This is a genomic window from Streptomyces sp. NPDC014861, assembly GCF_043081625.1.
GTDB lineage: Bacteria > Actinomycetota > Actinomycetes > Streptomycetales > Streptomycetaceae > Streptomyces.
Genome location: NZ_JBIBWV010000032.1, coordinates 18,135 through 28,981, shown reverse-complemented (window position 1 = coordinate 28,981; position 10,847 = coordinate 18,135). Strand labels below are relative to the sequence as shown.

General features: G+C 75.3%; 12 protein-coding genes and 1 pseudogene. 7 read left to right on the top strand and 6 right to left on the bottom strand.

The genetic code is table 11. The features are described from left to right. The first annotated feature begins 521 nt into the window (after nucleotides 1–521). Entirely contained in the window at nucleotides 522–1,079 is a 558-nt protein-coding gene (locus tag ACF1BN_RS35195) for a hypothetical protein (protein ID WP_392335664.1), read from the top strand. 608 nt (nucleotides 1,080–1,687) lie between these two features. Then, nucleotides 1,688–2,080 (top strand): hypothetical protein, encoded by a 393-nt coding sequence (locus ACF1BN_RS35190; RefSeq protein WP_392335663.1) that lies wholly within the window; start codon nucleotides 1,688–1,690, stop codon nucleotides 2,078–2,080. Between the two features lie 370 nt (nucleotides 2,081–2,450). Here ACF1BN_RS35190 and ACF1BN_RS35185 read toward each other — a convergent pair whose 3' ends face one another. Together ACF1BN_RS35185 and ACF1BN_RS35180 are read right to left on the bottom strand one after the other, a co-directional pair. Beyond that, entirely contained in the window at nucleotides 2,451–2,594 is a 144-nt protein-coding gene (locus ACF1BN_RS35185; protein WP_387280671.1) for a hypothetical protein, read from the bottom strand. Nucleotides 2,595–2,717: 123 nt separating this feature from the next. Next, nucleotides 2,718–3,785 (bottom strand): protein kinase, encoded by a 1,068-nt coding sequence (locus ACF1BN_RS35180; protein ID WP_392335662.1) that lies wholly within the window; start codon nucleotides 3,783–3,785, stop codon nucleotides 2,718–2,720. A 263-nt stretch (nucleotides 3,786–4,048) separates the two neighbouring features. Here ACF1BN_RS35180 and ACF1BN_RS35175 point away from each other — a divergent pair, with 263 nt between their 5' ends. Next, nucleotides 4,049–4,264, top strand: coding sequence for a hypothetical protein (locus ACF1BN_RS35175; protein WP_392335661.1), 216 nt, complete (start codon nucleotides 4,049–4,051; stop codon nucleotides 4,262–4,264). A 60-nt stretch (nucleotides 4,265–4,324) separates the two neighbouring features. Beyond that, entirely contained in the window at nucleotides 4,325–4,699 is a 375-nt protein-coding gene (locus ACF1BN_RS35170; RefSeq protein WP_392335660.1) for a PRC-barrel domain containing protein, read from the top strand. 283 nt (nucleotides 4,700–4,982) lie between these two features. Here the strand turns inward: ACF1BN_RS35170 and ACF1BN_RS35165 are convergent, their stop codons facing one another. Next, nucleotides 4,983–5,267 carry a cupin domain-containing protein gene (locus tag ACF1BN_RS35165; protein WP_392335659.1) on the bottom strand — a complete coding sequence of 95 codons (285 nt, stop codon included), beginning with the start codon at nucleotides 5,265–5,267 and terminating at the stop codon, nucleotides 4,983–4,985. A 1,093-nt stretch (nucleotides 5,268–6,360) separates the two neighbouring features. Here ACF1BN_RS35165 and ACF1BN_RS35160 point away from each other — a divergent pair. After that, nucleotides 6,361–6,945 carry a DUF6328 family protein gene (locus tag ACF1BN_RS35160; RefSeq protein WP_392335658.1) on the top strand — a complete coding sequence of 195 codons (585 nt, stop codon included), beginning with the start codon at nucleotides 6,361–6,363 and terminating at the stop codon, nucleotides 6,943–6,945. Nucleotides 6,946–7,066: 121 nt separating this feature from the next. Here ACF1BN_RS35160 and ACF1BN_RS35155 read toward each other — a convergent pair whose 3' ends face one another. Together ACF1BN_RS35155 and ACF1BN_RS35150 are read right to left on the bottom strand one after the other, a co-directional pair. Next, nucleotides 7,067–8,797: a thiamine pyrophosphate-dependent enzyme gene (locus ACF1BN_RS35155; RefSeq protein WP_392335657.1), complete on the bottom strand. Its 1,731-nt coding sequence runs from the start codon at nucleotides 8,795–8,797 to the stop codon at nucleotides 7,067–7,069. 32 nt (nucleotides 8,798–8,829) lie between these two features. Beyond that, nucleotides 8,830–9,333 (bottom strand): annotated as a pseudogene (locus tag ACF1BN_RS35150) (glutamate synthase-related protein); the annotation flags it as partial. A 143-nt stretch (nucleotides 9,334–9,476) separates the two neighbouring features. On the opposite strand from ACF1BN_RS35150, the gene ACF1BN_RS35145 reads away from it, so the two are divergent. Further along, complete coding sequence (locus tag ACF1BN_RS35145; RefSeq protein ID WP_392335656.1) at nucleotides 9,477–9,848, top strand: hypothetical protein; 372 nt, start codon at nucleotides 9,477–9,479, stop codon at nucleotides 9,846–9,848. A gap of 100 nt (nucleotides 9,849–9,948) precedes the next feature. Continuing rightward, nucleotides 9,949–10,110 carry a DUF5670 family protein gene (locus ACF1BN_RS35140; RefSeq protein WP_392335655.1) on the top strand — a complete coding sequence of 54 codons (162 nt, stop codon included), beginning with the start codon at nucleotides 9,949–9,951 and terminating at the stop codon, nucleotides 10,108–10,110. Nucleotides 10,111–10,348: 238 nt separating this feature from the next. Here ACF1BN_RS35140 and ACF1BN_RS35135 read toward each other — a convergent pair whose 3' ends face one another. Continuing rightward, on the bottom strand, nucleotides 10,349–10,576 hold the full coding sequence (locus tag ACF1BN_RS35135; protein ID WP_392335654.1) for a DUF5133 domain-containing protein: 228 nt from the start codon (nucleotides 10,574–10,576) through the stop codon (nucleotides 10,349–10,351). Nucleotides 10,577–10,847: the final 271 nt, after the last annotated feature.

Sequence of the window (10,847 nt, the reverse complement as noted above, 5' to 3'; positions counted from 1 at the left end):
GCGCACGCACGCGGGGCGGGGGGGGGGGTGGCGTGGGGGGGGGGTGTCCCCCCGGGGGAGTCCCCCCCCGGGGGGGGTCCCCCCGGGGGGGGGGGGGGGGGGCCCCCCCCCCCCCCCCGACGCCGTGGAGGAAGTCGACGACGAGGCGACGGGCCCGGACGGGTGAGACGTCGCCCCGGTCGAAGAGATGGGTGGTGTGCGCGTGGTCCGTCTGACACATCGTTCGCTCTCCGTCTCGTGCGGCCGGGTCTTCCGGAGCTCGGGCGCTTCCTGCCCGAGGCTTCTTCTTCTGCCCGGATATCTCCGCTTACCTCCCCCGCGGCCGAACGAACACGAACTCCGCACCACCCGGCGCTCCGCCCCCGCCCCGACCGCCGGCCTCGTCCCGACCCGGCCCGCCCCCGATGCCCGGTTTGCCTTCCGGAGCGGGGGGCACGCGGACTTCCACGAGTTCCGGGCCCCCGACGGGGCCGGGACGGAAGAGCGCGACTCGGAGAGCGAACGCGAAAGGGTGAGAGCCGATGTCGACCGGAATCGTCATCGTCATGGTCGTCGTCGCGGTCGTCGTGGTCGGGTTGGCCGCCGGCATGGCGGTGGACCGCCGACGGCGGGCGCGACTGCGCGACCGCTTCGGGCCCGAGTACGAACGGGCCGTCGAGGCGACCGGCAGCAGACGGGCCGCGGAGCAGGACCTGGACGCCCGCGAACGCCGCTTCGCCGACCTGGAGATCAAGCCGGTTCCCGGCGAGGCGCGGGAGCAGTACGCGCGACGGTGGATGCGCGTCCAGGAGGAGTTCGTGGACCGGCCCGAGGCCGCCGTCCGCGACGCCGACGAACTCGTGGCGGCCCTGATGCGCGACCGGGGTTACCCCGACGAGGGGCACGAGCAGCGGCTGCGCGACCTGTCCGTGCGACACGGCCGCACCCTGGAGGACTACCGCGCGGCCCTGGAGGTCCACGCGATGAGCACCCACAACGCCGCCACGACCGAACAGCTGAGGGGCGCGATGATGCACTACCGCACCCTCTTCGACGACCTGCTCGCCGACGGCGAGCCGACCGGCACCCGCCGGTCCTGACGCGGAAGGCAGGAGAGATGCGACACCACGAGACACCCGAGCGCACGACCCAAGCACCGGGTCGACGACACCACGCGGACCCGACGGACGAGTACCACGAGCCGTCGCAGGGCCGCCCCGAACGGCGGACCGGACCGGACGGCAGCGGCTTGGGCCGCTCCGGGCCCGCGCCGACCGGAGGCGACACGACGCGGGCGCCGGACCACAGCCCGACGGTCGCGCCGACCCCGCCGCGACAGCCCGGCGCGGACCAGGCGGACGACCGCCGGCAGGCCGCTCCCCAGGCCCCGCCCGCGCCGTCCGGCCCCACGACCCGATCGGAGGGCCAGGGCAGTCCCACGGTCGCGCCGACCCCGCAGGACACCCGGCACGGCCATGAGCAGGGCGAACCGCGGCGGGATCAGCCCCGGTCCGGCGGAACCCCGTACGAACAGCCCCGGTCCGGCGGGGCCCCGTACGAACAGCCCCGGCCGGGCGGGCAGCAGTCCGACCCGTCCCGATCCGGCCGGCCCGCGCACGACGAGGCCCGGCCCTCCGCCGCCGACGGCGCGACTCCCGCCTCTCCGCAGGTGCCGGCCCAGCGCACTCCCCGCGACTACCCGCCGCCCATGCCCTCCGCGCCGCCGGGGCAGGCGCCGGCGGCCCACACCGGTCACGCCCGTCACGCCGCGCCCGCTCCGCAGGACCGGACACAGGGGCCGGACCGCGGGACCGGGGCGGAGGCGGACGGGATCCCCGACCTGCTCGGCCCGGCCGAGGAAGGCGAGTTCATCCGCCGCTGGCACGAGGTCCAGGGCAGGTTCGTCGACGACCCGCGCCAGGCGGTCCACTCCGCGGACGCCCTCGTCGGTGACGTGATGAAGACCCTGACGGACACCTTCGCCCGGCACCGGCAGAACCTGGAGGGACAGTGGAGCCAGGGGCTGGAGGCCGACACCGAGAGCCTGCGCCTCGCCCTCTGCCAGTATCGCGCGCTCTTCCAGCGCCTGCTGTCCACCTGACGTAACGAGTGCCCCCTCTCCCGCGCCCGGCGGTGCGTACGGCCTCACGGCCCGCACCGCCGGGCCGGCGGCATGTCCGGCGCCGGGTGCGTGCGGCCCCCCCGGTCGAGGCCGTGCGGCCCGGCCCGGGGTGCGTACGGCCCCCGGTCGTCGGGGCCGTGTCCGGCCCGGGTGCGTGCGGGTCCTGGCTAGCGGTCATGTCCGGCCGGGAGGCGTCCGGCCCTTCGGCCGAGGGGCCGTCCGGCCCCTCGGCCGAAGGCCCGTCCGGCCCACCCGCCTCGGGGCCCGGTCCGCACGCACACGCCGACGCCCCGCGCGGGACCCCGCGCGGGGCGTCGGATCTCCGGCATCGGGGCCGGACGAACAACTGTCAGCGGTGGCGCAGCCTGCCCAGCAGGCGGCGCGCCTGGTCGCGCTTGCGCGGGTCGGCGGCTGCCCGACGAAGGGACGCCGCCGCGCCACGGCCCTGAGGGCTGCGGGCGAGTCGCTTGATGCGAGCCAGCAGTGCGGTCATGGGATTCTCCTCCGATGTCGAACGGGCGGGACGGTCGCCGCAAGTGCTCCCGCGCCTTCCGTGTCCTGACACTCCGTGTTGCCCGAGGACGCGCTCTCACACCTCCGCCTCGCTGACCGACCGTCACGCGGGCGACTCGGGGCGGTTGTTCGTGTGGGGCGGGGGCGTCGCCCCGCCGGCCGGCGCGCTGCCCATCGAGCCGGTCAGCGTGAGACCGAGCGTGACCAGGGTCGCCGCCACGGCCCGGGCCGGGCCCGGCCGACCCGGCCCGGCGGCGGGGGACCGGCGCGGCCGGCGAGCCCCCAGCACCCCCGTCCTCCGGGAGGAGGGCCCGTGCGCGGGCGCGGAGGCGTGTCCCGCCGTCCTCGGGTCCGCGAGGACCCGGGCGCAGGCGGAGGCCTCCGGCCGGGCCTCGGGGGAGCGGGCGGTCATCGCGGTGAGCAGGCGGGCCAGTTCCGCCGGGAGGCCCGGCGGAAGCACCGGAGGGCGGTCCAGGTGGGCCAGCGCCGCCTCCAGCGGCGCCCCGCCGTACTCCGCCTCGCCCTTGAGCGTTTCGAGGAGGACCAGCCCGAGGCTGTACACGTCGGCCGTCGGCGCGGTCCTCTGGCCCAACGCCTGCTCGGGCGCCATGTAGGAGGCGGTGCCGACGAGGGCGCCCGCGCTCTCGGGCGGGTCGTCCGCGGCCTCGACACTGCGGGAGATGCCGAAGTCCGTGAGGTGCGGGGTGTCCTCCCGGTCGAGCAGTATGTTCGACGGCTTGACGTCGCGGTGGACGACGCCGTGGCCGTGCACATGGGCGAGGGCCGACGCCAGGGCGGCCCCCGTCCGACACGTCTCGGCGGGGGTGAGGGCCAGGTGGGCGATCCGCTCCCGCAGGGTCGTGCCCCGTACGAGCCGCATCACCAGGAACGGCCGGCCCGCGTCACTGCCCGTGTCGTACAGGGGCACCAGGCCGGGATGGTGCATACGGGCGAGCAGCCGGGCCTCCTCGTGGCACTGGGCGTCGGTGCGGGGGGTGTCCGCGGTCCGGAACACCTTCACCGCGACGGGGCGCCGCAGCCGCAGATCGAGCGCCTCGTACACGTCGGCCGCGCCACCCCGCCCCAGGAGGGCGTCGAGCCGGTAGCGTCCGGCGACGGTACGGGCCGTCCACGTGACGTCCGGGTGTACGGGCCTCGCCGGTACCTGCATCGGGGCTCCCTGGGGGTGTGGCCGGCCCTCTGCCGCCGGGCCGGGAATCGGCTGCGTCGCCCGCAGGTACGTGCGCGGGCCCGCGGCTGACCGCGTGCCCCGTCCGTCCATGAACATCCCCCGGAGGACGCCGGTTCCGCGATCGTGGCGTGCCCACGCGGACGCGGAGCCGCCCGGCGCGGGCCGCTGCGAGGAGGGCGGAATGATCCTCGGGGACCCGGGTACGCGGACGCTGTCCAACCCGCAGGGAGGAGCGACCAGCCATGGGTCCCGGAGTGTTCATCATCATGATCGCCGTCGGCGCCGTCCTCACGTTCGCGTCCGACTGGGAGCTCGCGGCCGTCGACCTCGATCTGGTCGGCCTGATCCTCATGGGCGTCGGCGTGCTCGGGACCGCCGTCAGCGCCGGCGTGCTGCGCCGCCGCCGGATCGTGGTCGCGCCGGTGGTCACCGACGACGACCGCCGTGGCCTGCTCTGAGGCGGCGCCCACGACGGGCGCCGCGCCCTGCGCGAACACCGAGACAGAGGAGTGACAGCGATGACCGAGAATCTGTGGACCTACAGCACGGAGTCCGGCCACCTGGCGGGTACCGACCTCACCGGATGGCGCGTCGAGGCCTCCGACGGACACATCGGCAAGGTGGACAAGCACTCCGACGAGGTGGACGACTCCTATCTCGTCGTCGACACCGGCGTATGGATCTTCGGCAAGGAGGTCCTCATCCCGGCGCGGGCCGTGACCATCGTCGATCTGGAGGAGCAGACCCTTCACCTCGCCCTGTCGAAGGAACAGGTGAAGGACTCGCCCGAGTTCGTCTCCGACAAGCACCTCGCGGACCGCCAGTACCGCGAGGAGATCGGCCAGTACTACCGCGTCTCCTGGCCCTTCCCGGGAGGCGCGGGCCGCCTCTGACGGCACGGGCGAACCCGCCGCGCGCCTCGTCGCGCGGCCGGGCGGGTCGCGGCTCGGCTCCGCCGCGACCCGCCCGGCCGCGTACCGCCCCCCGGCGGAATGCCCACGCGGACAGCGGCTGGGCACTCCACCGCACCGCCCCACGACCACCTCTCCCAGCCGTCGGCCCGCGGCCACCCCCCCCCACGCCACGCGACGACGGCACGGCGACCGCCCCGCACGGACCCCCTCCGTCGCGGGGCGGTCCCCTGTCCGGGGACGGCGCCCGGAGGTCCCTCGGCGCCTACTTCAGCTCGATCTCCACGAAGGCGAGCGGCGCGGTGCCCGCGTTGACGACCTCGTGTTCGCCGCCGGCCGGGCGGGCGTAGGACTCGCCCGCGCGGAGCTCGGAGACGCCGATCGTGCCGTCGGCGCCGATCACCCGGGTCCGTCCGTCCGTGACGGGGACGACGACGTAGTCGTACGCGTGGACGTGGCGGCCGGTGGACTGACCGGGTTCGAAGTCCCAGCGGGTCACCCGGGTCCGGTCGTCCTCGTGCTGGATGCTCGCGCGGGCCGTGGTGGTCACGGGGCGCTCCTCTCGGCGTCGTGGTTCTCCGGGCGCCGGGGGAGCGGATCCGCCGACGCCCCCGGCGGCAGGCTAACCGCCCGGACCGCGCCGGGCGAAACCGGGCCGGACCGGGTGGCATGGATACCGGAGGGCGGGGCAGGCGGGTGTCGAGCGATGGGACACGCTCACGCCGGACGATCCGCGGTTCCCCCCCTTGCCGCGGATCGGCGGCACCCGCGTGCGGCCCGCACCTCGTGGAGGTGCGGGCCGCACGCACGTCGTACGTCCGCCGCACGCGCGCGGAACACCCCGCACGTCTCGCACCTCGCGCACGCCACGAACCTTGCACCTCGCACGCCTCGCGCGCCTCGCACGCCTCGCACCTCGCGCACGCCCGGAACGTCCCGCGCGGAACCCCCGCCCCGTGGGCCGGAGGCCGACAACTCTCCTCGCGTCCCCGGGGTTTGACCGCGGGAAGGGCGGCAAGACGGACCCGTACGCACCGGAAGCAGGGTGACGGACAGCCGCCCCGCGCGACCCACCCAGGAGGCGCTCATGTCGAACCCGACCCGAGTCCTCCTCCGCGTGGCGCCGAGCGCCACGCCGGTGGCATCGCCTCGGCCCGGCCGTGCCGCGCACCCTTCCGGTGGCCCCTCGGGACCGACCCGCCTTCCGGTGACGCCGTCGTCGTGGCCGCCGGAGGCCGCAGTCCCGTCCGAGGATCCCAGTGCCTCGGGCCGGAACGGCGAGAGCGGCACGCGTGCTCCCGCCGCGCCCCCCGACGCGCCGCGCGGACGGGACGGGCAGACAGGTCGGCGAGGACGGAACGGGCGTGTCGGCGGCCCCGCCACCGGCGGACGCGGGCGGCCGCCCGGCGACGGCGGGACCGCCCGCCGCGGACGGCGGCGGCCCCACACGCCCCTTCGAACGGCCGGCACACGGCGGCCCTGACTCCGCACCGTGCCGTGCCACGCGGAAGCCCCCGGCCCCGACGGGGGCTTCCGCCACGTCGGCTCCCGCCGGGACAGCGCCGCCACGGCCTCGCGCCGCACCCGCACCCGCTGCCCCGGACCCACCGCTCCTGCCCCAACGCCTCAGAGGAGGATCTCCCATGGACGAACGCAGCACCGCCACGCAGGTCAACGGGCCGAAGGAGGCCCGCGACGACGAGAACACCCCCGAACCGGGCAGACGCACCGGTTCCGACGCCGGCGACGCCGCCCGCGACCGAGGGCGGGGCGAGACACAGGAGGAACGCGCGGACCGGCGCTGGCAGGAACTGCTCCAGGAGATACGGGTCGCGCAGACAGGCGTCCAGATCCTCCTCGGCTTCCTCCTCACCGTGGTGTTCACCCCGCTCTTCCACGACCTGGAGCAGACCGACAAGAAGATCTACCTGGTCACCGTCGTCCTCGGCTCGCTCTCGACGGGCGCGCTCATAGGACCCGTCTCCTTCCACCGGATCGTGTCCGGGCGACGGGTCAAGCCCCAGGCCGTCGTCTGGGCCTCCCGGCTCACCTTCACGGGCATCCTGCTGCTCCTCGCGACGCTGACGGCCGCGCTGTTCCTCATCCTGCGGGTGGCGACCCACGACCCGTACGTGCCCTGGCTGGTCTCCGGTGTCCTCACCTGGTACCTGCTCTGCTGGTTCGCTCTGCCGCTGTGGGTCCGGACCCACTACGCCGACGCGAACTGAACCCCCTCCCGCCCCCGTCGCCACAGCACCGCGCCCGGCGTCCCGTCCGCGAGACAGGACGCCGGGCGCGGCACGGGATCCCGCGGGGAGCGAGCCCGCGCAACCCCCCGCACATCACCGCTCAGCGCGCACCGGAGGGCAGGTTCTCCTTCATCTTGGCGATGGCGAAGCCCCACCCCTGCGACACCGTCGGCTTGCCCGGCACGGCCACCTCCGCCGGGTTGGTGAGCACGTCGAGGACGACCGGGCCGGGCAGGGCGAGCGCCCTGCGCACGGCCTCGTCCAGCTCGCCCGGCGCGGTGACGCGGATCCCGGTCAGACCCATCGCCTCCGCCACGGCGGCGAAGTCGGGGTTGTCCAGTTCCGTACCGAACTCGGGAAGCCCCGCCTGCTCCTGCTCCAGCTTCACCATGCCGAGGCGACGGTTGTCGAAGACGACCAGTTTGACCGGAAGCCGTTCGGAGCGGATCGTCATCAGGTCGCCGAGCAGCATGCCGAGGCCGCCGTCGCCGCAGAAGGCCACCACCTGCCGGTCGGGTGCCCACAGCTGCGCCCCGATCGCCTGGGGCATGGCGTTCGCCATGGAACCGAGGTTGTAGGAGCCGATCAGCCGGCGGGTGCCGCGCATCCGCACGAGCCGCGAGAGCCACACCGTGGCCATCCCGGTGTCCGAGGTGAAGATCGCGTCGTCGGCGGCGTGGCGGTCGACGGCGGCGGCCAGGGCCTCGGGGCGGATGTCGTCCTCCCGGTTGTCGAACATCGCCCGCATCCGCCCCAGCAGCCGTTTGTCGTGCGCGGGATCGGCGAGGCCCGCCTGGCCCTCCTGCCACTCCGCGTACCGCTCACGGGCCTCGTCCAGATGGGAGCGGGACGGCACGGGCGTCAGCAGCGGCAGCAGGGCCCGCAGCGTCGCGCCCACGTCCCCGGCGAGCCCGACGTTCACCGGTACGCGGCGGCCCAGGTGCTCCTCGCGGGTGTCGATCTGGACGACCCGGCAGTCCTCCGGGTACCAGTCCCGGTAGGGGAAGTCCGTCCCCAGCATGATCAGCGTGTCGCAGGTGTCCATGGCGCGGGCCGCGCCGGGATTGCCGATGAGGCCGGTCTGGCCCACCTCGTACGGGTTGTCGTCCTCGAAGCCCTCCTTGCCCTTCAGGGTCAGCACCATCGGCGCAGACAGGAGCTCGGCGGCGCGCAGCACCTCCTCACGGGCCTCGCGGGCGCCGCGCCCCACCAGGAGGGTGACCCGGGAGCCGCGGGCGATCGCCTCGGCCGCCTCGGCGAGCGCCGGGTCGTCGGGACGCGTGACGGCCGGGCGCGGCAGGGCGAACCGCGTCGGCCGGTCCTCCTCGACCTCCCGGTCGCCGAGGTCGCCCGGGACGGTCAGCACCGCCACGCCCCGCCCGGTCACCGCCGCCCGCACCGCCGACTCCAGCAGCCGGGGCATCTGGTCGGGGGAGGTCACGGTGGCCCGGTACACGGCCACGTCCCGGAAGAGCAGGTCGTTGTCGACCTCCTGGAAGTAGTCGCCACCCAGCTCCGACAGCGGTACCTGGCCGCAGACGGCCAGGACCGGGGCGCCGCTCTTGGCCGCGTCGTACAGTCCGTTCAGCAGGTGCACCGAGCCCGGTCCCACGGTGCCCATGCAGACGGCCAGTTCGCCCGAGAGCTGGGCGCGCGCTCCGGCGGCGAACGCCGCCGCCTCCTCGTGCCGGAAGCCGGTCCAGTCGATGCCCTCGGTGGTCCGGATGGCGTCGGTGAGCGGATTCAGCGCGTCACCGACCACGCCGAACACCTGCCCGACACCGAGGTCCGCGAGTCCGTCGACGATCACCTGCGCGACGGTACGGGTCATGGGTCTCCCTTTCGCTGTGGTTGCCGACCGGGTCACCGGAGGGTGAACCGGTCCGGATGAGCCGCCTTCCAGTCGCCTGCCCAGGTGTCCGGAACCGATGCGGGCGAAAGCAGCAGGCCCGGTTCGAGCGGTTCGTACAGCTCGGCGTGGGATCGCACCGCGTCCGGTCCGACCCGGCGCAGCAGCATGCCGGGGTCCAGCTCCCCGGGGCCGGCGGCGCCCATGGCCGCCATGAGCTCCATGGCGCTCCGCACGGTCGCCTCCTGGAAGCGCCGGACCCGGTCCGCCTTGTCCTCGACGTCGAGGGCGCGGGCGCGCCGCCGGTCCTGGGTGGCGACCCCGACGGGGCAGGTGTTGGTGTGGCAGCGCTGGGCCTGGATGCACCCGAGGGCGAACATCATGGCCCGGGCGGCGTTGGTGTAGTCGGCGCCCTGGACGAGCCGCTTGACGATGTCGCTCCCGGTGGCGATCTTGCCGGAGGCGCCGATCCGGATCCGGTCGCGCAGCCCCGTGCCGACGAGGGCCCGGTGCACCGTGGTCCAAGCGCACGGCGTACGGCCGGCTTCCCGTACGGGCGAGCGGGCGGGACGGTCGCCGGGGGCGGCCCGGGCCGGCGGGCCGGACGGATCGTCGGAGATCGGCCAGGTTTGGCGCGCGGGAGTCTGGCCAGACGGTGTCCATGAGTGCTTCGGAGAACAGCGAACGCAACCAGTTCCCCTGGACCGGCCCGGACAGCGTGTCGGACCTGCCCGGCCCGACCAGGGAGGACGACCCCGACGTGGACGCCCGGTACGAGCCGGCGAACCTCGGGGAGCGGGGCGACCTCCCGTCCCCCCTCGCAGAGAAGGCCCGCGCGGCCGCGGACGTGGCCCGGGGCGCGGGGAGCGACCTGTGGGGCGCCGCGCGGGCGCACCGGGCCGTGACGGCCGGCGCCGCCGCGGGCACGGCCGCCGCGCTCGCCCTCGCGTACGGATGGGGTCACCGGACCGGGAGCCTGGCCGCGCGGCGCGACCTCGGCCCGATGGCCCTGCTCCTCGCCCGCCGCCGCTGAGCGGCCGGGACCTCCCGCCCCGGCCGGAGGCGGGAGCCCCCGCACTCGGTCCGGCCTTCTCCTTCCCCGCACGCCGATCCGTCCACGGAGGTCGATCCGTATGGTCCCCCTGCTCCTCGTCCTGCTTCTCGTGCTGCTCCTCTTCGGCGCCGGCTTCGCCCTCAAGGCGCTCTGGTGGATAGCCGTGATCGTCCTCGTCCTGTGGCTGCTCGGCTTCGTGGCCCGGCCGAAGGGCGGTACGAGCCGCTGGTACCGCTGGTAGGCGGCCCCCGCGGCGCCGCCCGCGGCGCGACCGAGCCCGGCACCTCCGCCAGAGGAGGGCCGGGCTCAGGCGTGTGCTCAGGCGCTCGGTACCGAGCCGTCCCCGGCGTGCGCGGGGGAGCCGGTGCCGGGCCGCGGCACGACCGAGCCCGGCACCTCCGCCGAGGGAGGGCCGGGCTCAGGCGGCACGACCGGGCCCGACGCCTCCGCCGGGGGAGGCGTCGGGCCCGGCCGTGTGATCAGGCGCTCAGTACCGAGTCGTCCTCGGTGCGCGCGCCGGGGAGCCGGTGCCGGGCCGCGATCAGCGCCGCGTCCACGTCACGCGTACCGGTGGAGACACACAGCGTGTACGCGAGGTCGTCCATGCGCCGTCGCACCTCTTCGCCGCCGTTCTCCGCCTGGAGCACCTTGAGCGTCTCGTACTGCTCGATGAGATTGCGCAGGACCACGGGATGGGCCATCAACACGTACTGCTCCCCTCGTCTTCGGGGCGGGACCGCCCGGTTCGACGCGCGTGTACCCCGGTCGCGCCGGCGTATGCCCGCCGTCCGGGACCGGCCGGGAGGGCGGGTTCAGGCCGCCCGACCGGGCACCGCCCTCCTCTTGTCGATCACGGAAGGGTAGTGTCGTCATGATTGCCGTACGGCAACGATCGCGGCCGTCGGGACCGTCCCGGGGGAGCGGACGTCCGGCACGTGGCGCGGGGTCGTACGGTCCGTGTGCGACAGCTTGGCGGGA

Excerpts from the sequence above, each read along its gene's own strand:
- ACF1BN_RS35195 (WP_392335664.1), top strand. The coding sequence starts at position 522 with ATGTCGACCGGAATCGTCATCGTCATGGTCGTCGTCGCGGTCGTCGTG.
- ACF1BN_RS35190 (WP_392335663.1), top strand. The coding sequence starts at position 1,688 with ATGCCCTCCGCGCCGCCGGGGCAGGCGCCGGCGGCCCACACCGGTCAC.
- ACF1BN_RS35185 (WP_387280671.1), bottom strand. The coding sequence starts at position 2,594 with ATGACCGCACTGCTGGCTCGCATCAAGCGACTCGCCCGCAGCCCTCAG.
- ACF1BN_RS35180 (WP_392335662.1), bottom strand. The coding sequence starts at position 3,785 with ATGCAGGTACCGGCGAGGCCCGTACACCCGGACGTCACGTGGACGGCC.
- ACF1BN_RS35175 (WP_392335661.1), top strand. The coding sequence starts at position 4,049 with ATGGGTCCCGGAGTGTTCATCATCATGATCGCCGTCGGCGCCGTCCTC.
- ACF1BN_RS35170 (WP_392335660.1), top strand. The coding sequence starts at position 4,325 with ATGACCGAGAATCTGTGGACCTACAGCACGGAGTCCGGCCACCTGGCG.
- ACF1BN_RS35160 (WP_392335658.1), top strand. The coding sequence starts at position 6,361 with ATGGACGAACGCAGCACCGCCACGCAGGTCAACGGGCCGAAGGAGGCC.
- ACF1BN_RS35155 (WP_392335657.1), bottom strand. The coding sequence starts at position 8,797 with ATGACCCGTACCGTCGCGCAGGTGATCGTCGACGGACTCGCGGACCTC.
- ACF1BN_RS35145 (WP_392335656.1), top strand. The coding sequence starts at position 9,477 with ATGAGTGCTTCGGAGAACAGCGAACGCAACCAGTTCCCCTGGACCGGC.
- ACF1BN_RS35140 (WP_392335655.1), top strand. The coding sequence starts at position 9,949 with ATGGTCCCCCTGCTCCTCGTCCTGCTTCTCGTGCTGCTCCTCTTCGGC.